Source organism: Williamwhitmania taraxaci, assembly GCF_900096565.1.
GTDB lineage: Bacteria > Bacteroidota > Bacteroidia > Bacteroidales > Williamwhitmaniaceae > Williamwhitmania > Williamwhitmania taraxaci.
Genome location: NZ_FMYP01000027.1, coordinates 14,166 through 39,543 on the forward strand (window position 1 = coordinate 14,166; position 25,378 = coordinate 39,543).

General features: G+C 42.3%; 16 protein-coding genes and 1 tRNA gene. 6 read left to right on the forward strand and 11 right to left on the reverse strand.

Going from position 1 to position 25,378, the window contains the following annotated elements; translation table 11 throughout:
* Nucleotides 1-105 precede the first annotated feature (105 nt).
* The 3 genes from BLS65_RS08580 to BLS65_RS08590 all read left to right on the forward strand — a co-directional run bounded on the left by BLS65_RS08580 (nucleotide 106) and on the right by BLS65_RS08590 (nucleotide 6,661).
* Nucleotides 106-2,277: a B12-binding domain-containing radical SAM protein gene (locus BLS65_RS08580; RefSeq protein WP_092437966.1), complete on the forward strand. Its 2,172-nt coding sequence runs from the start codon at nucleotides 106-108 to the stop codon at nucleotides 2,275-2,277.
* A gap of 188 nt (nucleotides 2,278-2,465) precedes the next feature.
* Nucleotides 2,466-4,109 (forward strand): hypothetical protein, encoded by a 1,644-nt coding sequence (locus BLS65_RS08585; protein WP_092437968.1) that lies wholly within the window; start codon nucleotides 2,466-2,468, stop codon nucleotides 4,107-4,109.
* Between the two features lie 20 nt (nucleotides 4,110-4,129).
* On the forward strand, nucleotides 4,130-6,661 hold the full coding sequence (locus BLS65_RS08590) for a DUF5723 family protein (RefSeq protein WP_092437970.1): 2,532 nt from the start codon (nucleotides 4,130-4,132) through the stop codon (nucleotides 6,659-6,661).
* A gap of 346 nt (nucleotides 6,662-7,007) precedes the next feature.
* Here BLS65_RS08590 and BLS65_RS08595 read toward each other — a convergent pair whose 3' ends face one another.
* Both BLS65_RS08595 and BLS65_RS08600 read right to left on the reverse strand, forming a co-directional pair.
* Complete coding sequence (locus BLS65_RS08595) at nucleotides 7,008-7,694, reverse strand: energy transducer TonB (RefSeq protein WP_170830046.1); 687 nt, start codon at nucleotides 7,692-7,694, stop codon at nucleotides 7,008-7,010.
* Between the two features lie 76 nt (nucleotides 7,695-7,770).
* Nucleotides 7,771-8,382 (reverse strand): RNA polymerase sigma factor, encoded by a 612-nt coding sequence (locus tag BLS65_RS08600; protein ID WP_092437974.1) that lies wholly within the window; start codon nucleotides 8,380-8,382, stop codon nucleotides 7,771-7,773.
* 256 nt (nucleotides 8,383-8,638) lie between these two features.
* Between BLS65_RS08600 and BLS65_RS08605 the strand changes: the two genes are divergently transcribed.
* Nucleotides 8,639-9,334 (forward strand): energy transducer TonB, encoded by a 696-nt coding sequence (locus BLS65_RS08605; protein ID WP_092437976.1) that lies wholly within the window; start codon nucleotides 8,639-8,641, stop codon nucleotides 9,332-9,334.
* A 99-nt stretch (nucleotides 9,335-9,433) separates the two neighbouring features.
* On the opposite strand, the gene BLS65_RS08610 is transcribed toward BLS65_RS08605, so the two are convergent.
* Complete coding sequence (locus BLS65_RS08610) at nucleotides 9,434-11,962, reverse strand: HRDC domain-containing protein (protein ID WP_092437978.1); 2,529 nt, start codon at nucleotides 11,960-11,962, stop codon at nucleotides 9,434-9,436.
* 152 nt (nucleotides 11,963-12,114) lie between these two features.
* Nucleotides 12,115-12,201 (reverse strand) — tRNA-Leu (locus BLS65_RS08615).
* Nucleotides 12,202-12,739: 538 nt separating this feature from the next.
* On the opposite strand from BLS65_RS08615, the gene BLS65_RS08620 reads away from it, so the two are divergent.
* Together BLS65_RS08620 and BLS65_RS08625 are read left to right on the forward strand one after the other, a co-directional pair.
* Entirely contained in the window at nucleotides 12,740-13,330 is a 591-nt protein-coding gene (locus tag BLS65_RS08620) for a molybdenum cofactor guanylyltransferase (protein WP_092437980.1), read from the forward strand.
* Complete coding sequence (locus BLS65_RS08625; protein WP_092437982.1) at nucleotides 13,323-15,071, forward strand: nucleoside-triphosphatase; 1,749 nt, start codon at nucleotides 13,323-13,325, stop codon at nucleotides 15,069-15,071. Before BLS65_RS08620 ends, BLS65_RS08625 begins: the two co-directional genes overlap by 8 nt.
* On the opposite strand, the gene narI is transcribed toward BLS65_RS08625, so the two are convergent.
* The 7 genes from narI to hcp form a co-directional block, all read right to left on the reverse strand.
* Nucleotides 15,058-15,747 (reverse strand): respiratory nitrate reductase subunit gamma, encoded by a 690-nt coding sequence (gene narI / locus BLS65_RS08630; protein WP_092437984.1) that lies wholly within the window; start codon nucleotides 15,745-15,747, stop codon nucleotides 15,058-15,060. The two genes, BLS65_RS08625 and narI, sit on opposite strands and share 14 nt — an antisense overlap.
* Nucleotides 15,748-15,751: 4 nt before the next feature.
* Entirely contained in the window at nucleotides 15,752-16,381 is a 630-nt protein-coding gene (narJ, locus tag BLS65_RS08635; RefSeq protein ID WP_092437986.1) for a nitrate reductase molybdenum cofactor assembly chaperone, read from the reverse strand.
* A 1-nt stretch (nucleotide 16,382) separates the two neighbouring features.
* The gene (narH, locus tag BLS65_RS08640) at nucleotides 16,383-17,873 is read right to left on the reverse strand and encodes a nitrate reductase subunit beta (protein WP_092437988.1); all 1,491 of its coding nucleotides are present in this window, start codon (nucleotides 17,871-17,873) and stop codon (nucleotides 16,383-16,385) included.
* 19 nt (nucleotides 17,874-17,892) lie between these two features.
* Nucleotides 17,893-21,624 carry a nitrate reductase subunit alpha gene (locus BLS65_RS08645; protein ID WP_170830048.1) on the reverse strand — a complete coding sequence of 1,244 codons (3,732 nt, stop codon included), beginning with the start codon at nucleotides 21,622-21,624 and terminating at the stop codon, nucleotides 17,893-17,895.
* 57 nt (nucleotides 21,625-21,681) lie between these two features.
* A complete protein-coding gene (locus tag BLS65_RS08650; protein ID WP_092438013.1) occupies nucleotides 21,682-22,968 on the reverse strand; it encodes an MFS transporter in 1,287 nt (428 codons plus the stop codon).
* A gap of 262 nt (nucleotides 22,969-23,230) precedes the next feature.
* Entirely contained in the window at nucleotides 23,231-23,410 is a 180-nt protein-coding gene (locus BLS65_RS08655) for a (2Fe-2S)-binding protein (RefSeq protein ID WP_170830049.1), read from the reverse strand.
* A 9-nt stretch (nucleotides 23,411-23,419) separates the two neighbouring features.
* Nucleotides 23,420-25,051, reverse strand: coding sequence for a hydroxylamine reductase (hcp, locus tag BLS65_RS08660; RefSeq protein ID WP_092437994.1), 1,632 nt, complete (start codon nucleotides 25,049-25,051; stop codon nucleotides 23,420-23,422).
* Nucleotides 25,052-25,378 lie beyond the last annotated feature (327 nt).

The following is a 25,378-nucleotide window of genomic DNA, read 5'->3' on the forward strand; positions in this document are numbered from 1 at the left end:
TCTAGGCGTGTGATCATCAACCATTTTTTTCAGAAGGCAACACTCATCCTGAACTTTCGAAACTACAAATGACACATCTTCAAATTGGCTGCCTATCTTTGCTGCATGAACACATCCTGCGACATACTCCTAATTACGCCGCCACTCCTGCAGTTGAACACGCCTTATCCTGCCACGGCATACCTAAAGGGCTTCTTAGTTGACAAGGGTTATCGTGTTGATCATGCTGATCTTGGAATTGAAACATTTGTTGAACTCCTCGCTTCTGACTCTTTAGAGCAACTATTTAGTGGAATCGTATTTGAAAAGATAAGCGAGCAGCACCTACGTCAAATCTACATCCAGCGAGAAGCCTACATAAAGTTTGCGCCAATTATAGTTCAGTTTTTGCAGGGGAAAAATCCAGAGTTGGCCCATAGAATTGCCTCACGGCAATACCTCCCAGAAGCCAATCGGTTTAAAGCCATAACCGATCTCGAATGGGCCTTTGGTGCGCATGGTGTACAGGAAAAGGCGCAGCATATTGCTACCCTATTTCTAGAAGATCTCTGCACATTTATTCAGGAGACTACCAGCCCCAACTTTGAACTGATTCGCTACGCCGAAAAGCTATCGCTCTACTCACCCACCTTCGATAAGCTGCTTGAGCAGCTGCAAGCCCCCGCCGATCCGGTAATGGCAATAATGGAGAGCCTACTCCAAATTAAGGTGGAAGAAGCCAACCCAACCGTTGTTGGTTTTACGGTTCCTTTTCCAGGCAATTTATTGGCCGCCCTACGCGGATGCCAACTCATCAAGCGAGAGTTTCCGCACATTACAACGCTAATTGGAGGCGGTTACCCAACCACCGAGTTGCGCAACCTTTCAGATACAAGAATTTTCAACTTCACCGATTATATTATTCTTGATGATGGTCTATCCGCCATTCATGCAATTGCCCAGAGGCATATCGACAAATCGGAAATTGCAAAGTTACAATCTACTTGGTATTTGGAGGCAGGTAAGTTAACCTTCACACCCGAAATAAAGGAAGATAACGCACATTTTAGTGAGATGCCCTGCCCCGACTTTAACGGTTTGCCGCACCACCTCTACCTCTCGCTACTCGATGGGCCAAACCCTATGCAGCAACTCTGGAGCAATGGGCGCTGGAATAAACTTGTACTAGCACACGGCTGCTACTGGGCAAAATGCACATTCTGCGACACTTCTCTGCCATACATTGGTCGGTTCGAACCCAAAACAGCAATCCAAATTGCTGATGAGATGGAGCAGGTGGCCAAACAAACAGGTAGCCAAGGCTTTCATTTTGTAGATGAAGCAGCTCCGCCAAAGTTGCTGAAGGAACTTTCGCTAGAGATTCTACAACGCGGACTAGCAGTTAGCTGGTGGACAAATATCCGATTTGAGGCTTCCTTCAGTGCCGATCTGTGCAGACTAATGGCCGCAGCAGGCTGCATTGCCGTTTCAGGTGGACTTGAAGTTGCTTCAGAAAGAATCTTAAAACTGATTAAGAAAGGGGTTACCCTAAGCCAAGCAGCGCAGGTAACCGGAAACTTCAGCCGAGCTGGGATTATGGTGCACGCCTATCTTATGTATGGCTTCCCAACAGAAACCCTTCAGGAGACCATCGATTCACTGGAGGTGGTGCGCCAACTAGTTCAAAATAACAATGTGCAGTCGGGATTCTGGCATCGGTTCGCCATGACCGAGCACAGTCCTATTGGTATTAATCCAGATAATTTTGGCACCAAAAGAACCACAACTTGCAACCAAAATGTCTTTGCCAACAACGAGGTTCCATTCTCTGCCAAACTCGATTATAATCTCGAAATGATTGGTGAAGGATTACGAACCGCGAACTACAACTATATGCTCGGTCTTGGCTTTGATGTTCCTTTGTCCAAGTGGTTTTCGGGAAAGACACCGCAGCCAACACACGCCAAAAATTTAATTAAAAACTATACCGATAGCGGTCTTGAACTTATCCCAACCGACTATATGAAGGTGATTTGGCTTGGCGGAGATGTTATTCAGGTGAAAGATGGCGAGATTACCTTTGCCGGGAAGAGTGGCACTCAAACCATTCGGTGTACACAAGTCCAATCCGAATGGCTAAAGGGAATAACCAAACGAATTACTACTAGGGAGCTTGAACCCATGACTTACAAAACATTTAAAGAGGATTACATTCAGTGCACGGGCGAACCCCTCGAGGTTCTTATCTTTGGAAAGCAGGGCTCCATTCTTCGAAAATGTGGCTTGCTGATTTTCTAGAAAAGGAGTGAAGAAAAAACATAAGGATAATCCAGAATCCAAGTTGCCCAAACAATAACAATTTTGCACTTTCAGAGTAAGCAGATATTGGTGTACAATACAGGTAACTCAATTAACCATATCGATCAATAATTACAGAGTTAATCTTCGAGAAAAAACTCTAAATTTGAACCTTAAACCAACAGACTATGAGCCCAACTAAATTATTCAGCCGCTTCTTAATCATCCTGCTGCTTATTCCAATAGCCAGCTGTATAAAGAGTGAGGATTTTGACTTCGACAAGTTGAAACAAATTGAGTGGAACCCTACCCTCGCCGTTCCTTTAGTTTCCTCGGATCTCAGCATTATGGACATGATAAAACAAACTGGTGATTCATCAAACTTTACTGTTGATGGACAAGGATTTGTTACATTGGTTTACAAGGATAAATTATTCTCTATCAAACCAATGGAAAACTTTACGATCCCAACCTTTTCAAAAAGTTTCACCCATACCATTTCTGTCGCAGAAGCTGGCCTATTAGCTGCGAACGGCTCCTTGGATATTGATATCCCTATTGAAATAAAACTCACCCCTGCCGATACAGTTCGTATTGATTCTATGCTATATACAAAAGGAAACTTATCTTTTGCTATATCCGGAAACATTACAAATAGTGGAATGGTAATGCTTAGTGTTCCAGAAGCAAAAAAGGCAAATGTGGGCATCTACAAAATAATTACCCCAATCAGTAATGGGACAACCAATATCGACTTATCTGGCTATAAATTTGACCTCACAAAAGTTCCGGGCAAACCAAGTACCATCATGATGAGTACTAGAATTGTCCTAAAGCATAATCCTTCAAACCCATTAACTGGTAAGCAAATCACCATTAGTGTTACTCAAAATACTGAAAGTATAGAATCTGTATCAGGTTATTTAGGAAAATTTCACCTCATTGATGGTCAGAAAAAGACGAGTATCAACCTCTTCAACAACGCCTTCAGTATTGGTAAATTCTACTTAGTAAACCCCTATTTTATTTTCACCTTTACAAACTCCATTGGATTACCCGTAAAAATGAACTTTATTGAAATAACGGGTAAAAGCAACATGCCCGGATCCACGCCAGTAAACATTGTTGGCAAACCAGGAATCCCCAGCAACTTTACATTAGGAATCCCAACATATACAGAACCGGTTAAAGTAACTCAAGTAAGAATTGAAGGAGTAACAGCAGGGAAACAAATATCAGACCTGCTAAACGAGTTAAAGCCAGGTAGCCTCTCATACAGCTTTTACAGCTTAACCAACCCCGGCGGAACTGCCCCTGGAGGAATCCCCGCGATAAACTTCCTCCGCGACGACAGCAAGCTCGATATCGACGTTGAATTCGGGTTACCCCTTTATGGCGCCGTTGAAAACTTCGCCATTCAAGATACCTTCGACTTTAAGTTCGACAACATCGATGAGATCGAAAGTTTGCTCTTCCGAACAATTATCGAGAATGAATTTCCTCTAGAGGCTAAAATGCAGGTAATATTTACCGATGGCAACTTCAATAGGTTAGACTCGCTTGTAACGTCTACAGTTCCTACCGACCAAATAATTATTCCAGCCGGAGAAGTAAATTTTGTTACCGGTGCTTTAACGAATGCCAAAACAAAGACTACCGATTTTCTCTACTCCAAAGCGAGAATTACAAAAATCACAGGAGCTGAAAAAATCTTAGTAAGAGGCCTCTTGAATACCAGCGGTGCAAGTAGCAACACAAACATCAAGATATACAACACCTACAAGATGAAGGTAAAGTTGGCTGCGCAGGCGGAAATTAAAAAGAAAATTTAACCTACAAACCATAATACCATATGAAAAAGTTTTTGATCTCAGGCCTTGTAGGTGTCGCATATCTCTTGTTTACTGCACCTGCTATCGCTCAAACAGACTTTACCATGTACCACATGCAGCTGGTTCCTTACCGAATCTATCAAAACCCTGCTCTGGTTCCCCAGGCTCGCTCTTTTGTTGGCCTGCCCATTATATCGTCCATATATTTTCATGGATCAAATGCATTTAGCTACAACAATATAATTAGCAGAACACCAGATGACTCTCTCAAGGTTGATATTCCTAAACTGCTAGGTAAGCTTAGCGATAGAAACTATCTTTTTACAAACTTTGATGTCGATCTTCTCTCCTTTGGATTTAGGGTAGCCGACACCTACTACATTACCTTTTCTGCGCGTGAGCGAAGCATGTTTAGGTTTATGTATCCTAAGGATCTAATTAACTTTGCATGGCAAGGCAATGCGAATATTGGCCTTGGTAAGGAGCTCAACTTCGCTCCAAAGTTCGACGCAATGGTATTTGATGAGTTTGCGCTAGGACTAGCCCAAGAAGTGGACGATAAGCTAACTGTAGGGTTTCGGTTTAAGATCTTAAACGGGCGTGCCAACGTGAATACATCACGTGCAAAGGCAAGTATGTATACCGATCCTAACGACTTCAGTTTTAGATTAACCTCCGACATATTGATTAGAACTGCAGGAATCGACAGTGCAGACAATCAAAGTGCACGCGACCTAATTTTAGGCGGTAATCATGGCTTTGGAATTGATCTTGGTGCCACCTACAAGCTAAACAGCCAGTTTTCATTCTCGGCCAGCGTTCTCGATCTTGGCTATATCAATTGGAAAAAGCAACTGCTCACCTATAAAAGCCAACGCTCCGGAGAGGTAATTAACTTCAACGGTGTAGATATCAACGATTTTATTAGCAAAGATAAAAACTTAGGTGATGCATTTCAAACCGTATTGGATTCACTAAGCGACCAGTTTAAAGTTGACACCGTGTATAACCAATCCTACAAAACATACCTTCCCACAAGGTTTTATGCCGGTGCCGATTACAACATCAACGACAAGAATACTGTTGGACTTCTCTTTCATGGCCAGTTCTTTGATAAAAGGCTAGTTCCGTCCTTGTCGGTATCTTACTACACACAGCTTGGCCGCGTGTTAGGTCTTTCGGCTTCTTACAACATAATGAACAGAAGTTACAACAATGTTGGCGTTGGCCTATCATTAAACTTGGGCGCCATGCAAATTTATGCTACCACCGACAATATTCTTGCAATACCATATTACAAGTCGGCTCAAAATGCCCAATTTCATACCGGAATGGTTTATACCTTCGGACGAAAACCAAAGGATAAGGACAAAGATGGTGTAGTTGATAAGATGGATGAGTGTCCCCTCATACCCGGATTAGAACAGTTTAAAGGTTGCCCTGATACCGATTTAGACGGCATTCCCGATAAAGACGACCTTTGCCCCAACGTGCCAGGAACCGCAGCCAATAAAGGCTGCCCCGATCGTGATGGCGATGGCGTTTACGACCAAGTTGATGAGTGCCCCGATATGATTGGTTTGGCAGAATTTAAGGGCTGCCCCGATACCGATAAGGATGGTATTACCGATAAGGACGATAAATGCCCCAACGATTCCGGAAGCGTAGCTCTTAATGGTTGCCCTGATCGTGACGGTGATGGAATTGTTGATCCAGAAGATAGATGTCCAGAAGTTGCCGGTCCTGCTGAATTCTACGGCTGTCCCGATACTGACTTAGATTCAGTTCCAGATTACCTCGACCGCTGTCCAGCTGAAAAGGGACTATTTGAACTAAAAGGTTGTCCAGATAGAGACTACGATGGCGTTCCCGATATTGACGATGCTTGTCCAGATTCCACCGGTAGTTCATTACACAAAGGTTGCCCCGATAGCGATGGAGACGGATTGTTTGATGAGGAAGACCGATGCCCAACGGAACCAGGAACATTAGAGTTACAAGGATGCCCTTGGGCCGACTCCGACATGGATGGAATTAAGGATGCTGAGGATGCATGTCCAAACGCAGCTGGACCAATTGAGAACAAGGGATGCCCCTACTCCGACTCCGATGGCGATGGTATTATCGACAAGGAGGATAAGTGTCCATTAACCCCGGGAACAGTTGAGAACCATGGATGCCCTGAGATAAAGAAGGAGGAGCAGGAGGTGCTCAACACTGCTTTCTCCAACCTCGAATTCCAATCGGGTAAGGATATTATTAAGTCTGAATCGTTTGCTTCTCTGGCAAATCTTGCCGACTTGATGAAGAGTAAATCGGAATGGATGCTTAAAATTGCCGGACATACCGACAGTCAAGGTAACCGCACCATGAATATCCTCCTTTCGAGGAAAAGAACCCTCGCTGTCAAGAAATTTCTTGTAGCGAAAGGCATTGCCGACTCCAGAGTTGTCGCCGAATGGTATGGACCAGACAAGCCAATTGCCGACAATAAAACTCCGGAAGGAAGAGAAAAAAACAGAAGAGTTGAAATGGAGATTCTTTTTAAATAAGAAGATCTTCTCTCTAAGTTAGTGGCCTCGGATTATTCCCAGTGTGAGCAGAAAGCGATAACGAAATCCTTTCTCACAGCTTACAACACACTGGGTATTATCTGGGGCTATTTTTTTTAGGATGTAAGGAATTACGTAAGATATAGGTCAAATTTGATTCTATTCCTTTCTGAATTAAAGTATTGTATCAAACATTGGTAACTGGTTACAAACATGTTAATTGTTCTTAGTCCAGTTTCTCTGATTATACTCTGACTAACTTCTATTTCAAAGTTGAATTAACTTCGGTCCCCCGACTACAGACACTAACTCCAAATTACAATATCTGCCATTTTCAAATCGGCAACTATTTCGCCCACTTCAACTCCATCATCATTAGGGTGGCTACATTTATGCCATTCACCATCCCAGGGCTCCATTTTGGAGATGCGGATAATACCTTAATTGCTTCGCGCGAGAAAGCGGGATGACTGCTGCGTACAATAAACACCTCGCGCAATTGCCCATCACTTCCAATAGTAAACCGCACGACAACCCTCCCTGGAATGGGCTTTGAGGCAAGTTCGGACGGATAAATCAACTTGGCACTAATATACTCTTGAAAAGTGGTATCCGTAAGGCTGAACTTGGGGCGCAATGCTCCACCTTCGATGGCGGATCGATCGAGACTTTCTGAAGAGATGTAATGCATCTCCTCCTTGGTTTGAATATGACTTATGCCACTATTCTGCTCTGCTTGAATGTTGATCTTTCTATTCAAGAGGTATGTTCCACTTACAACCAAAACAATAGCCACAAGAATAATAGAGACTACAAGCGAAACGGATCGAACGCCCAATCGGAATCCAACTCCACGCGATTCAGGCAGAAAGTCACTTGGCCGCAGTTGCCGCAAAGTGGTTCGCACTACGCGAAGGTCGTTATCCAAAGATTGACCCTCCTGCGCCAACGGCTTCAATCCTTCAATGGCCAATTGGCATAACTCGCACTGCTCGACATGCGCAGTCACCAAGTCGGCACTGGCCTTACTCATTTTGCCCTTTAGATACAGCACAAGCGAATCATTGTTTATGCAACCCGAGGGCGAAAAAATAGAATTATTATGGCTGCTATGCATCTGTTTCACCCTCCAACATTAACTTCAAGTTGCGCTTCCCATTCTGAACATGGCTCTTGACCTGCATAAAACTAAATCCAGTTATTTCACAAATCTCTTGATACGATTTCCCTTGCAAATAGAGTAAGTTCAAGCAAATATTCTGTTCCATCTTTAGTTTTTCCAACCCATCAACCATCTTTGTGAGCAGCACTTCCTTTTCCAAATGGTTTTCCATTTCGCCCTCGTCGGATAAACCGGGAAAGTATGTGTGACCGTAGGCTTCATCGTCGATGCTTACCATTTTATACTTAGCCTTACGGAAGTGAAGGTAGCATTCGTTTCGTGCCACAACCAACACCCATGCCTTTAGGCTTCTAACATTGCTCTCGGCAAGCGATCGGAGTAACTTCTCGAATACAGTAAGCACCAGATCCCGCGCCACTTCACTATCCTTAACCAAGTTGCGGCAAACACCATACACCAAGTGCGAATACCGATTGAAGATCTCCTCCATGGCCTGCTCACTGGCTTGTTCGGTAAATATCCTTACCAACTCCTCGTCAGTTAGACTGGAAAAATCGGGAACATTACCCTTTCCTTTCGATTTAAAAAGTAGAAACAATGGATACCGTTTTTTTAATGGGAGGGAAATTACGCCATTTTATTCAGATGCCCAAGTTAAATTTCGATTAACCAAGCGATGCCAACTATATCTGTTTCTCAAACGCACCTTGAAAATATACTTATCTCTCAGATAATATGGGCGTTTATCCTTCGTCTGAAAATAAAATAAATAAAGAAACAAAATATTTGTGGAAAAATAGATAAACGGAACTCATTTAAGAAAAGAGAAACATTTAACCTTTAAAACAACCATTATGGAATCCAAGAAAAGCACCCGCGCAAATCTAGAAACGAAAAAAGGAATGTTCTTCCAATTTGGTTTACTAGTAACCATCGCTGCCAGCTTAGCTGCCTTCGAATGGTCCTCCCAACCCGATTTTAAATCGGTAGAATACACTGGAAATAGCAAGATTGATATAGATCTGATAGATATACCAATTACCGTAATGGCTAATACTAAAACGCCTCCCCTGCCTCATGTAAATACGGAAATTGTTATTGTTACCAACGAAAAGGAAATTCAGGATGACAAGTTGGATCTTTGGGATGGAGAAGATACAAAAATTGATATTTCTAAACTCCCATACTGGAGTGAGCCAAAACCAGAAAAACCTGTTGATGAAGACATAATCATCTACGTTCCATCCGAATTCCCAAAGTTTAGAAACGGGGGCACCGAGACATTTATGGCCTGGGTATTCGAGAACTTAAAGTATCCAGATATTGCCATTGAGGAACATATGGAAGGAACTGTATACATTGGGTTTGTGGTAAACAAAGAAGGATATATGGAAAATGTAACGATCAAAAGAGGTGTTGATCCCATCCTCGACAAAGAAGCCTTAAGGGTAATTAAAAGTTGCAGGGAACATTGGACTCCCGGGCTGCAAGGAACAAGAACAGTAAAGGTTGGCTTTACAATCCCAATCAAGTTTAAATTGAACAACTAGAATCAAAAGCAAAGAATCCCCGCAGCAATTGCCTGTGGGGATTTTTTGCGTGAGCAAGTAGATTAAAGCACAAATGTCGAAAAAACAATTTCGTTCAACTTAAATCTTCCCGTTTCGCTTGAGATGGGCTAAGACCATTCTTATCTCGCCAAAAGTAGCTAAGTTGCCTAGGTTTCGTCTGGCATCGCCAACAGAATCAATACCTTTCGAAATAAAATAATCGGCTACAAGAAGTATCTTCTCCTCCTCCAAAACCTTATAAACCTCCAAGTCGCCCGAAAGAATAAACTCAGCCAGATGACCTTGAATAGTCGAAAGGGATAGACTACGCTCAGCGGCAACCTGATCCGGTGTAAACCCCTCCTTAATTAATACCAGCGTGGTCTTCTGCGAATCGCCCTTAGCGATTTTTGTTTTACGGCTTGGTTTCTTGTCCACTTGCTCCTCTTCATCCTGTTTTGCAGCAAACAGATTTGGAGAAACCGCAGCAACCTTGTTCAATCCATACTCGCCACAGTATGCATTAATAATCTCTAATAATTCGCCTCCAAACTGCTTTGCTTTCTTTGCTCCCATGCCCTTTATCGCCTTCAACTCCGCTGATGTTTGGGGCAACTTCGCCACCAACTCAACCATTGTTTTTTGGGGAAGAACCATATACTCGGGAAGTTCCAGTTCGTCGGCCTGTTGGTCTCGCCAGCTCCTAATAGCCGAATAAAGTTTTGGATGCTTAACTCCGCCTAGACTAAAATCGCCTGCACCGCGCTTAAAGGGCTTTGGCGCTGGTTTAGTGAGTGAAGCTTTCGCTCGGGCATTCAAATATTCATTCACTCTAAAACCCTTCTTGCAGGCATCGAGGCAAGAGAGCTTTTGTCCAACCAGTTCAAATAAGTTTCCTTTGGCTTCAGTTACCGTTTTTTTGACAGCCTTATTATCGCTCTCCACTGCAAGCATTTCTAACGGTTCGGATAGCAAAGCCGCACACTTATCCCAGAAATAAGCCGATGCTTTAACAATTCGTTCCTGAAGGGCGTCGTTATGCTCATACTCGCCTTTTTGCTGCAAGAGTTGGCTAATTTGCAGATTAAACTTATCGGAAACACCAACAACCTCGGCCCTTACCTTAACAGAAATTTCATGAACGGTGGCCTCCATTCCCACATGCAGGCTCGAGGAATGCTCTTTTACAACTTTTAAAAGGTAGAGCAGTCGCCGGTATATGGGTAGGAAATCGAAAAGATCGGATATCAAGGATTGCTCGTAGGAACGCTTCGACTCCTCCAGTGCATCTTGGTTGGGCGGGTTCATCTCAATTTCTCGTGTAACAGCAGCCACCGAGATATCACTCTTAATGCATCGCTCCGAAATGGGTGAACTGAGCACCAACCCTTCCAATGTTTTGCAACGGCTGAGTGCCACATAAACCTGACCATGCGCAAAGGCAGCATTAGCATCAACCACAGCTTTCTCGAAAGTAAGACCTTGGCTCTTATGAATGGTTATGGCCCATGCAAGCTTAAGCGGGTATTGGGTAAAAGTTCCTACCACAGTTTCCTTAACCTCGGCTGTTTGCTCATCGATGGAGTAGCGGTAGTTCTGCCACTCCGTTTTTCCAACAGGTATGGTAGCATGATCGCCGGGGCATTTCACATGAATTACCTCATCATCAATATCCTCCACCTGTCCAATCTTGCCATTGTAGAAAAGTTTATCCTGCGAACTGTCGTTGCGCACAAACATAACCTGAGCACCAACCTTAAGCCGTAGCTCAAAGTCGGTTGGGTAAGAATACTCCGGAAACTCATCCTTCACATCGGCTTTAAAGAAAGCCTCCTTAGCGGAAAGCAGATTCAACTTATGGATATTCAACTCTTGTGCCTGACGATTATGGGTTGTAAGGGTAATGTACCCTTCATCGTTATTAAGGTTGAATCCAGGAATGTAGCGCTTATTGAGTTCATGCGTAGCATCGGCATCGAGACAATTATCCCGCACCTTATTCAGAATGTCGATGAAGTGACGATCGCTTTGCCTGAAAATGTGCTTGAGCTCCACCGATACATACCCAACACGCTTCAGGGCTATACTGCTAAAGAAGAACGCGGTATCGTAATAGCGTTGCAACAACCCCCACTCATCGTCCTTTACCACTGGAGCCAGCTGCTGCAAATCGCCAATCATAAGTAGCTGCACACCTCCAAAGGGTTTTGTTTTATCCCTAAAACGACGAAGAACCTCATCGATCCCGTCAAGCAGATCGGCCCTAACCATACTAATCTCATCAATGACCAGAAGATCGAGGCTCTTAATGATATTTATCTTTTCGCGACTAAAGCGCTTAACCTCCACTTTTTCGGATGCACTACGGTCATTCTCCTCGGCAATACCAGAAGGAATATGTGGGCCAAAGGCCATTTGAAAGAAGGAGTGTATGGTAACCCCACCAGCATTAATGGCTGCCACACCGGTTGGTGCCACAACAATTAGACGCTTGAGGGTCTGCAATTTTAAATTATGCAAAAACGTGGTTTTCCCGGTACCTGCTCGGCCGGTGAGAAAAATATTTCGGCCGGTAAACTGCACGTAATCTGAGGCGAGCTGCAACTCCGGATTATTTATGAATTCCATGCGTAAACCTATTTTGGAAGAAAGCGAAAGTTACAGAAAATTCGAATTATGGCCAACCATTGTGGTCAAATCAAAACTTTAAAAAAACAGAAAAACGGTGTTAGACAAAAAAACAAAACCCCGTAAGTATTGACTTACGGGGTTCTTGTATTTGGTGCCCAGGACGAGACTCGAACTCACACACCATTACTGGCACTACCACCTCAAAGTAGCGTGTCTACCAATTTCACCACCTGGGCATTGAATCAACCGCACGACTGCGATTGCGGATGCAAATATACAACAGTTTTGCTTTGTAGCAAGGGGCTGTAGCGATTTTTTAAAAATATATCTATTGCATTTTACAGAAGTTTATGAACCAAACGGTTAAGGAATGCGGTAAAGAAATGGAATTGTAGTATAGTGTAAGTTAAGGTTCCCTTTACGCTATCGCAATTAAGCAATGTTAAAGAAATAGCCTAACCTACTCCACCCAAGTTACCAAAAAGACGTCCGATCTAGGTTTAAACCTGATCGGGCTTTTATTTGAACAAGTATCTTTCGACTGTATGCGCTGGGGAGTTGCAGGACCGAAATTAAGGCATATTATATACAATCACAGACTCACTCCAACAGACTAAATACAATTCATTCCATTACAATAAATAGATTATTACCAACGTCAGAACACAACGATTTTGCTCATTTTTGCTACATTTAGCGACTCCAATTGTGCTATATATTGGCACATATTGAGAGAAAAAGTGCAATACTTGGCACCAAAGGATTATTTAAATTATGGAGAAGGAACGTGTTACGGGGATAATACTTGCAGGTGGAAAGAGTCGGCGGTTTGGGTCTAATAAGGCACTGTATCGCCACAACGGAAAATGCTTAGTTGAATACTCCATTGATGTGCTTAGGCCAGTGTGTAATGAGCTAATTTTAATAACCAATAACCCTGCCGACTTTAGCTTTACTGGGCTAACTATTTATGAAGATATCCATAAAGACTGTGGCCCACTGGCAGGAATACATACAGGATTAGTTCACTCGAAAAATTTGAACAATTTGATAATAAGCTGTGATTCGCCAGAGTTGCATACTGACTTATTTAGAGCAATACTTGAAAACAGGGAGAACTATCAGGTTGTTATGCCAACTCATAACGGTATAAAAGAGAGCATGGCCAGCTTCTTTCATAAAAATTCTATCCCGTTGATTGAAGCAGCAATAGCCACAAATTGCCTAAAGGTTTTTAACGCCATCATGCCAATGACTACGCTATTTCTAGATGTATCAAAAATGCCCTTCTACTCGGAGCAACTTTTTGCCAATATAAACACAAAGGAAGCTCTTAACTCAATAAACGACACCAATAATGATTAAGCACATACCCTATATTCCTCTATCAGACAAATGGTTAAAAGCCTCGGTAATTGGAAGCCTGTGGGCCGTAGTAGAAATTGTACTAGGCAGCATGCTTCACAATTTGAGGATTCCTTTTGCAGGAAGCATCTTATCCTTTTTCGCGGTTTACCTTATTATTGCCTTTTTTCAGGTATGGAAAACCAACGGAATAATATGGCGCGCGGGGCTTATATGCGCTTTAATGAAATCACTTTCGCCAAGTGCCATCATAATTGGACCAATGACTGGAATTATGGCAGAGGCATTAATACTGGAATTAATCATTCTTGGTATTGGTAAAAACTTGTTCAGCTATGGTATTGGCGGAGCTCTGGCTGTATTTAGCGTTGTGATTCACAAGGCAATATCGCTACTTATTCTTTATGGTTGGGACATTGTTAAGTTACTGGAAAACATATACCTATTTGCCGCCAAACACCTTAACTTTGATGGAGTTGCACCCTCCCAAATTTTAATTATCGTTTCAGGAATTTACTTAAGCCTAGGCTATATTGCAGGCACCTTGGGTTACTATGCAGGCCGAAAGTATATTAAACATAATTCCACTCAACAAAACCTACAGATTAAAAAACCTTCGCAAGGCCATTTGTTTCAACACACTTCAAAAAAGAATCAATCGTGGCTTATCCTTCCACTTATTTTTGTAATGCTGCTGGGGGTTATGTATTCAATTGCCAGCTCAAGCATAATTATTTCATCAGTTCTTTCAACTATATTTATTGTAATTATTGGCATTCGATACAAGAATAATTTAAGATTCTTAATGAAACCAGCCTTTTGGCTACAGCTCATATTTATTCTTGTATTCTCGAGTTTCTTTTATCAAGGGTTTTCCGTTAAGGGAATATTGCAATCAGGTGGCTGGATAATTGGTTGCAAAATGGTATTGAGGGCACTCGTTTTGCTCACATCGTTTTCGGCCATAAGCGTAGAGCTTAAGAACCCCGTTATTAAGAATATACTATACAAAAGAGGGTTGAAAAACCTCTATCAGTCGTTGGAATTAGCCTTCTCAGCCCTTCCAAGTTTGATACAAACATTTGCCAGCGAGAGTAAAAGTATTTTTGGATTGAAAAAGGTTACATACCTCATGTTGAACTGCTCACAGTCGCTATTGAATAATTTTACGGAGGCAGAAGAAACAAAGACAAAAGTATTTATTATCAGTGGCGAGGTAAACGGTGGTAAAACCACTCTTGCTAAAAATGTGATTAACTTACTACAGATGAAGAATGTGGAGGTAAATGGTTTTTTAACCGTAGCTATCAATAATGAGCTCTCCGAAAAAACATACTACCTAGAGGAGATTAAATCGGGAACAAGGGAGTTTCTATGCTCCAATAACCCTGTGAGCGAAAATGAAAAATCTGGCCGTTTCTATTTCTCAGAAGCAGGAATACTGTTTGGTCGAAAAATTATTGAACAACCCATCCAGCAAGGAATGCAGCAACTTACTGTAATTGACGAAATTGGTCCTCTCGAAATTCAAGGTAAAGGCTGGGCACCTTCAATTGCACAGCAGCTAGCGCAAAACAATTCCGCTCAACTTTGGATTGTGCGAGCAAGTCTGGTAAACGCAGCTATCAGAAAGTGGAACGTTGGCGAAGTATTTATCTTTCACCTTCATGAAGAGCGCGAGCAAGAGATAGCCACCTGCATTTTCAACAACCTTGAAGCTGAAAAAACTAAAGCCGTCTAAACCCACTTCTTACCAATTGATAACTTGATCTTAAAAAATAGGAAATGGGCATCACAAACATGTGCATTAACTTGGTGTAGGGGAAAATCATAAATATTAGGAGGCCGGTAACAATGTGCAGCTTATAAATAATGCTATGGCCTGCAATTATAGCTCCGGCGTCTGGCTGAAAAGTGACCACCTTTTGTGCCCAAATTCCCAATGCTGCATAGTTTTCAACGGAAGACGTTGCCGTGATGAAGATGGATGAAATACCCAACAACATTTCAAAAAGAAGCAATAAAAGCAAAAGAATATCCTGCGGTTTTCCATTTATCCTCAGTCGCACATCTCTTCGCCTTCGTATAAAAAGAATGGTTATTCCTACAACCGCAGCGATTCCAAAAATCCCCCCCAAAGTAAGCGCAAGAGTTCGCTTGGTGGCAGTTGTCATTATGAGATGGTAGAGGCTCTCGGGTGTGAAAAGCCCAACAAAGTGACCTACAAAAACCATGATAATGCCATAATGAAAAAGATTTCCACCCCAACGCTGTCCCTTTTTGCTGAGGAACTGGCTCGATTCTGCCTGCAACGATTGGGATGTTTTTACAATCCTTGTAATTACACCAAACCAAAATATGGCCATTGCAATATGCGGCAAATAGGTAAACAACAAATTGTTAACAAATATATCCATGACTTTATGATTTACAGTTTACACAGGGGCTATCATTACCAAAGGTGACTGGTTTTTCCAGGTAAGCTTCATCAATAGTAGTCTCAGGCATATTCAACTCCATCTTTTCAATTCTAGCAGGAGTTGGTTTCTGGTCCGACAGTTGAATGAGGGCACTTAGAAGATACTTATATGGATTGTCTTTCTCTTCCAGTTTTTTATAGATGAACCCAATAATATCAATTATATCAGCGAGGTATTCCCTAGCCTTGGATTGGTTTTGTAAAGCCAAAAACTCAAGAAAAACAGGTAGATAATCGGGTAATTCCGATCGAGTGAGAACAAGCCCCTTCTCAGAGTAGGAATCGATAAGATCGACCATTGCCTGTCCACGGTCCTTGGAATCGCCATGCACATGTTCGAATAAGTATAGTGATACTGAACGAGAGTAGTCAAACAGCTGAACATAGAACTCCTGCCATGAGCTGAGTGGTTTTGACCTAAAAAAGTCCATGAAGGTTTCAACTCCCAGAATCTCATTAGGATCGAGCAGGTGCTCTTCCTTAAGTGCCGGAGTAACCTCCGTCAAAAGATCATAAATTTCCTGATTAGGATAGGTGAGCAGCAGGGAAATTACTTTATAGGTCTTAATCATCTCACATTCCTCCAAAAAGATTTTTCAAACGACTCTCGGTGCTACCACAGCCTTCTCCATCTGTAAAGCCGCACTCAGCCTTGTCTCCAAATGCATCATAAGCATATTCCCTATGTGATGTGGGTATTACAAAGCGATCCTCAAAATCGGCAATGGCCATGTATCGATACATATCTTCCACCATGGCAGGACTTAATCCGGTCCCTTGCAAGATTGAATCATCGGTTCTATTCTCAACGGTCTTTATTCTCATGAATGCTCGCATGGCCAACATTTTTACCAGAGCCTCTTTTATTGGTTTTTCATCTCCTGCTGTAAAGATATTTGCAAGGTATTTCAATGGGATCCGAAGCATTTCCACATCAGGAATAATGCCATTAGAACCTATTTTTCCACTCTCAATCTGCTCTTGAATAGGCGACAATGGAGGAGTATACCAAACCATTGGTAACGTTCTATATTCAGGATGTAACGGGAATGCCACTTTCCAATCAATGGCCATTTTGTAAACTGGCGAATTTTGGGCCGCTTCCATAAAGTTATCCGGAATCCCCTGTCTCTTAGCCTCTCGAATGACATCCGGACTATGAGGGTCTAGGAATAAATCAAGGTGATTCTGATAGAGATCGGTAGTTTCAACAGCGGAAGCCGCTTGTTTAATCTTATCCGCATCATAAAGCAAAACGCCTATGTATCTAATTCTGCCAACGCATGTTTCGCTGCAGATGGTCGGTTCCCCGTTTTCAATTTTCGGATAACAGAGGGTGCATTTTTCAGAACGTTTAGTTTTCCAGTTGAAATAGATCTTTTTGTAAGGACAAGCACTAACGCATTGCCTCCATCCTCTGCAACGATCCTGATCTATTAACACTATACCGTCCTCACTGCGCTTATAGATTGCTCCAGAAGGACAAGCAGCCACACATGTTGGGTTTAGGCAGTGTTCACACAGGCGGGGCAAATACATCATAAAAACATTCTCGAACTTGGCATACATCTCCTTGTCAAGGTCGTCGAAATTCGTCTCTTTGCTACGTTCTTCAAAAGTTCCTCCCAAGTTGTCCTCCCAGTTCGGCCCCTTCTCTATCTTTTCCATTGGGAGGCCGGTAATCATAGAATGAGGCTTAGCAGAGGGAGGAGTCGCGAATCTTGCAGATGAATGTAATATATTGTAATTGAATGTAAACGGTTCATAGTAATCATCAATCTGCGGCAGGAATGGATTGGAAAAGATATTCTTCATAATGGTGGGTTTATTCCCCATACGTGGGCGAAGACGCGATTTATCAAGCACCCATCCACCTTTCCATTTGTCCTGATCCTCCCAGCTTGTGGGATAACCTTGACCTGGCTTTGTCTCCACATTGTTAAACCATGCATACTCCACACCCTTGCGTGTTGTCCACACATTTTTACAGGTAACAGAGCAGGTGTGACAGCCGATACACTTATCTAGGTTAAGTACCATTCCAATCTGAGCCTGAATTTTCATAGTTGAAGTCTTAATGGGGTTAATCAACAATTTCTTGGTCCTTCCACTCCACTTTCGTCATTTTTCGGACCACAACAAACTCATCACGATTGGAACCTACAGGCCCGTAATAGTTAAATCCGTATGCCAGCTGGGCATAACCACCAATCATGTTGGTAGGCTTCAAGCATAACCGTTCCACCGAATTATGAACACCTCCTCGGTTACCCGTCAGTTGGCTTATCGGCATATTCACCGTACGCTCCTGATTATGATACATGATCAATGCTCCTACAGGGATTCTTTGCGATACAATAAGCCGAGCCACAGTGGCTCCGTTAATGTTAAAAACCTCTACCCAATCGTTATCCTTGAGCTTAATTGTATTGGCATCGGTTTCGCTCATCCAAACAACCGGACCTCCTCTACCAAGGGTTAGCATAACTAAATTGTCGGACCACGAGGAGTGAATTGTCCATTTATTATGCGGGGTCATCATGTTAATTACCATATACTCTTCACCATCATCAAGTTTGTTGAGCACTGCCGCAATTGATTTTGTGTCGATAGGTGGTTTGTAGGTAACCATATTCTCTCCAAAAGCCAACATCCAGGGATGATCTTGGTAGAGTGACTGCCTGCCGGTAAGTGTACGCCACGGTATAAGTTCGTGAACATTGGTATAACCGGCATTATATGAAACCGTTTCGGAGTCTATGCCACTCCATATGGGAGAAGTAATAATTTTTCGTGGCTGTGAAAGCAAATCCCGATATCGAATTTTCTCATCTGCGCGTGACTGAGCCAGGTGAACGTGATGTAGTCCTGTGATTGCCTCTAGCGCTTTCCAAGCTTTTACCGCCACCTCACCATTTGTTTCAGGTGCCAACGAGAGGATTACTTCTGCAGCATGAATATCGGTATCAATCCTTGGCAAGCCTTTTGTCTCACCTTCTTCAGAAACTGTGCTGTTTAAGTGGGCTAATAGTGTTAACTCTGCCTCGGTGTTCCAATCAATACCCTTTCCACCGTTACCAATGGTTTTCATGAGCGGCCCCAAGGAGGTGAATCGTTTGAAGGTTAATGGGTAATTGCGTTTTACCGTTACAATTTTCGAGAAATTAACACCTGGCTTTATCTCCTTTCCCGAACGCTTCCAATCGATAGCATCCGTCGTACCAGAAAGTTCCATTGGCGTATCGTGCTGAAGCGGAAGCAAGACCACATCAGTTTCGTTACCAAGATGACCTTCGACGAGTTGGGAGAATTTTTCTGCTATGCCTTTAAAAATATCCCAGTCGGCTCTTGATTCCCAAACTGGGTCAACGGCCTTGGAGAAGGGATGAATGAATGGATGCATATCACTGGTACTCAAATCATTTTTCTCATACCAAGAAGCGGCAGGTAGAAGAATATCAGAATGGAGTCCAGTAGTCGACATCCGAAAGTCTAGGGATACGAGCAAATCGAGCTTTCCTTCTGGTGCATCATCGTGCCATTTCACTTCCAATGGTAGTGGCTGATCCATCTCTTTTAAATCCTTGCCTTGTATGCTATTTTGCGCACCTAGCAAATGCTTCATAAAGTATTCCATTCCTTTGGCACTCGAACCAAGTAAATTTGAACGCCAAACGAACAAGTTCCTTGGGTAGTTTGCAGGTTCGTCAGGATCTTCAGAAGCCAAGGCCAACTTACCCGTTTGAAGTTGTGAAACTACGTATTCTGATGGTGGAACACCTGCCAGTTCAGCCTCTCTGGCGATTTGTAGTGGATTTCGTTCCAATTGAGGAGAGCTTGGTAGCCAACCCATTCGTTCCGCCCTTACGTTGCAATCGACAATAGAAAGTTTTTCCCACTCTTGCTTATTCGCAAGTGGTGATAGTAGTTCGGTTAGCTTTACCTTCTCGTATCGCCACTGGTCGGTGTGCAAATACATAAAGGAAGTTGTATTCATCTGACGAGGAGGTCGAGTCCAGTCGAGTCCGAATGCCAATGGAAGCCATCCAGTTTGAGGCCGCAGCTTCTCTTGTCCAACGTAATGCGACCAGCCACCTCCCGATTGTCCTATGCAACCGCATAATACCAACATATTAATTGCGCTGCGGTATATCATATCGGTATGATACCAATGGTTTACCCCTGCCCCTATTATAATCATTGATTTGCCCTCTGTAGCAGCCGCATTTTCAGCAAACTGCATGGCCGTTGAAATGATATGCTGTGATGGAACACCCGTAATTTGTTCTTGCCATTTAGGGGTAAAAGGAAGGTTGTCGTCGTAACTTTTTGCTGCATTGGGATCTTCAAATCCCCTATCTATTCCATAATTAGCGAGCATCATATCAAACACCGTACAGGTGTAAACCTCACCATCCTTCGTTTTCAATCGGCGAACAGGGATCTTACGCTCTAAAATATCCTTGTGGCCAGATGCAGAGAAATGCTCATGCTTAAATGTTTCCCCACCAAAATAGGGAAATTGAACACTAATAACTGCGTCATGATTATCAATTATTGAAAGAACAGGGCTAATCGCAGCACCCGTTTTACTATCCTTAAGTTCTAGGTTCCACTTCTGCTTCTTCTCCCACCTTGAACCTATTGTTCCATTTGGTACCACATAGCTGCCGCTAACTTCATCAACTAAGACTGGTTTCCATTCCGCATTATCACCGGCATCAAGGTTATTTTCCATGTCGCTGGCTCTAAGTAGGGCTCCACCCAAATATTTACCATCTTTCTCTTCAATTTTAACTAAAAATGGTAAATCAGTAAACTGACGAGCATACCTTTCGAAATAGGGAATCTTTTTATTGAGGTAGAACTCCTTCAGTATTACATGCCCCATTGCCATACCAAGGGCAGCGTCGGTACCCTGGCGCGGTTTTATCCACAAATCAGCAAATTTCACTGCGTCACTGTAATCCGGTGCAATCACAACCGATTTTGTTCCCTTATATCGAACCTGAGTATAAAAAGGAGAATCAGGCGTACGGGTAAGCGGAACGTTGGAGCCCCAAAGCATGAGGTAGGAGGAATTGTACCAATCGGCACTTTCAGGAACGTCGGTTTGCTCACCCCATGTTTGCGGCGAAGCAGGTGGCAGATCGCAATAAAAGTCATAAAAGCTAAGTACCGTTCCACCTATCAGACTCAGGTATCGGGTTCCCGCTGCATACGAAACCATCGACATAGCCGGAATTGGAGAAAATCCAACAACCCTATCCGGTCCATACTTCTTAATTGTATAGATATTGGCTACCGCAATAATCTCGTTCACCTCGTCCCATTCGGCACGAACAAAACCGCCCAATCCCCTAGCTGCTTTATATTTTTTGGAAATAACAACATCGGTAACTACGGATTCCCATGCCTTTACCGGGTCAGAAAGACGGTTCTTAGCCTCTTTATAGGCATTAAACAACTCACCGCGTATCATCGGATATTTAACTCTATTTGCGCTATAGAGATACCAAGAATAGCTTGCACCACGTGGGCAACCTCTTGGCTCATGATTAGGCATTCCCGGTCGTGTCCGTGGGTAGTCTGTTTGCTGGGTTTCCCATGTAACCAGCCCATTTTTTACAAATATTTTCCAAGAGCAGGACCCTGTGCAGTTTACCCCATGCGTTGACCTAACCACCTTATCGTGCTGCCACCTTTTACGGTACATGCGCTCCCAACTGCGATTTTCATCGGTAATTGCCACATAGTTGTCAGCCGTTTTTTCTACCGAACTGCTGAAATACAACAACTTGTCTAAGAGGCTCATGATGTACGTTTTAAATTAAACTGTAAATTTATAGGTAGTACCAGCAGATTCAACTCTTTAGGCTACAATACGGCGATGCTGCCTTTTTAAAACCAGAACGATAGCAATACTAATGATAGCCAATACAACAAAGACTAGAAATCCCATTGCATATCCCTCTTTTCCATTGGCGCTGGCAATAGCACCCATAATTGGAGGTATCGCAAAACCACCAAACGCTCCAAGGCCACCAATCCAACCTGATGCACCTCCAATTGCCTTGGGTACATATTCAGGAACTAACTTAAAAACAGCTGCATTATTTATTCCCATTCCAATGGCGAGCAGCAAGGTAGTAGAAAAACCAACCACTACCGATTGATCGAATGATAGAGTGATAGATGCCAACAGAACCAGCACTAAAGAGATAAGGCTAACCTTCTCGCCCCCAACCTTGTCAGCAAACTTTCCACCGTATACGCGTACTAAAGAAGCAATAATCGAAAATACTGCAGTAAACAATCCGGCCTTAAGCACCGAAAAACCATGCAATTGATTCCAGTAAACCGGAAACCAAGCGGTTAAAGCGATAAAACCACCGAAAGTGGTAAAATAGAGAGCCACTAATGCCCACGTATTCTTAACCTTCGCAGAATTAATTAGGCTATCTTTAACATTGCCTGCCGGAAAATTTTCTTGACCACGTGCAAAGGATAATTCCAGACTCTCTGCTTGAGTTTTCCCCAACTTAAGATACTGAAAATAGTATGCATTTTTCCCAATAAAAGCGTAGGTAATGGTACCCAATACTAGAAAAAGAAACCAGGCGAAGTAGGCCGAAATAAAACCAAAACTCTGAAGATAAAAGGGAAGAATAACTGAAAAGATTCCTGGAGCTAAATTTCCAAGTCCGGCATAGGTGCCAAGGGCCATTCCCTGCTTATGCTTGGGAAACCAGTATGACGTTTGTGCTATGCCAACAGAGAATGTAGCAATGCCAGCACCACTCAAAAAACCAAAAAATAGAATCAGACCGTATAGACCATGCATATTATTGGGATAGGCTAAATTGAGTAGCATAGTAACCCCTCCCAATCCAATCACCGATAAAATCATTAGGATGAGAAATGGTTTTTTCCCACCAGTGGTATCTACCCACGCTCCAAATGGTATTCGGAGTAATGAGCCGGAAAGTGCAGGTATCGCAACCAAAAAACCCATCATGGCAGGAGTTAACTCCATTGCCTCTTTAAATTTGATGGCAGTTGGGCCATAAAGTGACACAGCTGCAAATCCAAAAAAGAAACCTAGCGTAGTTCCCAAAAGCCCTTGGCTGGGAGAACCCTTAACCATGATATTATCCATTGCTAAAAAATTCAAATAAGGTTTTATCATGCAAGATTGCACAATACCTAATTACAAACTGTAACAATTGTTACACAATGTAGATAATAACAACTAATTGAAGAAAAGTTGAAACTGAAAAGAACGAAGAACTACCTCTTGCAACAACTCTCAGGAAAGCGAATGCAAGTATTCACCAAGCAGAAACAAATTTTTCGCTATAGTAAATACCTGCATATATTGCGCCTCCAATATTTCAAAGTAATTATGGGACTATCACAAATTACTTATTAAGCTCATCAAGGATTAATTGGATATCGTCGTGGCATTGGCCACAAACAGTCCCAGCTGAGGTTGCCTCACCAACTTCCTCAATGGTTTTTAACCCCTTCGACTTAATCGCTTTTACAATCTCACTCCTGAAAATATCATTACAGCTGCAAATGAGTTCATCATTTTCCATAATACAGTTCTAATTAAGTTCAAAAATTTTCATGTCTTCCTCTACGGTAGTAATCAACTGAACACCAAATTTTTCCTGAACTACCTTTAAAACATTTGGGGTGATAAATGCGGGTAATGTTGGACCAATATGCGTATTCTTAATCCCTAGATAAAGCAAGGCAAGATGTACAATGATAGCTTTTTGCTCATACCAAGCAATATTGAAGATAATAGGTAACTTATTGATATCATCCAATTTCAGAACTTCCTTAAGTTTCAAAGCCACGAAAGCCCATGAATAGGAGTCGTTGCACTGTCCTGCATCTAGTACTCTTGGTATGCCGTTAATGCTTCCGAGGCTTAGTTTATTGTAGCGATATTTTGCACATCCGGAGGTAAGAATAACGGTATCCTTAGGCAACTGCTTTGCAAACTCGGTATAGTATTCCCTACTCTTTTGCCTAGCATCGCAACCCGACATTACAACCATCCTCTTAATTGCACCTGAATTTACTGCTTCCAAAATCTTATCGGCAAGAGATAGAACCTGGTTATGAGCAAAACCAATGGTTATTTCCCCTTTTTCTATTTCTTGAGGTGGTTTGCATTTCTTTGCCATCTCAATAATTTCAGAAAAATCTTTGTGCCCATTTGCTAATTTCTTATCTAAAACCTTCCACTCCGGCATACCTGTTGCACCGGTTGTAAATACTCTGTCGTTGTAAGTAGTAGTTTTACGTGGTGGGACTAAACAGTTAGTAGTAAAAAGAATTGGACCATTAAACGTTTCAAACTCTTCCAACTGTCGATGCCAAGCATTGCCATAGTTACCCACCAGGTGCTTGTATTTCTTCAACTTTGGATAAGCATGCGACGGCAACATCTCAGAATGGGTATATATATCGACACCCTTCCCATCTGTTTGAATAAGAAGTTGCTCTAAGTCCTTTAAATCATGGCCACTAATTAAAATTCCTGGATTTTTACCCACACCAATATTGACTGATGACATTTCAGGATCGCCAAAAGAGGTAGTATTCGCCTTATCGAGCAGTGCCATTACTTTTACGCCATATTCTCCGGTTCGCATAAGTAAGTCGAGCATGTTATCTAGGTTGGAGGGTTTTGAAATCTTCACGAGAGCCTCCTCCATGAAATTGTAGATGTCTTGCTCCTCGAACCCCAAGTTAAAGGCATGTTCAACATAGGCAGCAATACCTTTTAGACCAAATAACACATACTGTTTCAGTGAACGAATATCTTCATTTGCATCAAAGGTGAGAGTACTAACATGAGTAGCCTTTTCTAGAAACTCAGCATCGGACGTGCAACTCCAATGAGCCATATCTTCCGTTCCAGTATAGTTCACTTTACCTACGAGTGCATCTCGAAATCCATTGCAAACCTTAATTGCTTCAATAATAGATCGATCATCAAAATTTGCATTGGTTATAGTCATGAATAAACAATTAACGATGTGTTTACTCTCTGCATTGGTATTAATCCCCTTTTTGCGGGCCTCAAAATTAGCAGTAGCAAGTCCTTGGCATGCATACATCAGCAAGTCTTGAAGATTTGAAGTCGCCTCCTTTTTTCCGCAAACTCCATTAATGGTACAGCCAGTATTCTTAGCTGTTTCCTGACATTGATTACAAAACATTGACATGGCAGTTAGTATAAAGTTAGAACCAAACGAATAGGAATCAAACAAAGATGCTAATGATGCAATTTACAGTTAAAAAGAGATAATTTATGCGATTACTAAAATTATTATTATTAAAAAGTTGTAATTATGATGCCTATCAGACTTGCCTCGCATCACAAATAATTGATAATCATAAAAAACTTCATCTAAAATATCCATGCCAATAGCATAAGAGCAAAGGTGTAAGCGTTACCCTATTGCCAGTTCGGATTTCGAAGAATATAATCCCATTTATAAATTGTAAATTGATGGTATGGCTAGCTTTCACACCTGTTTGTTGGA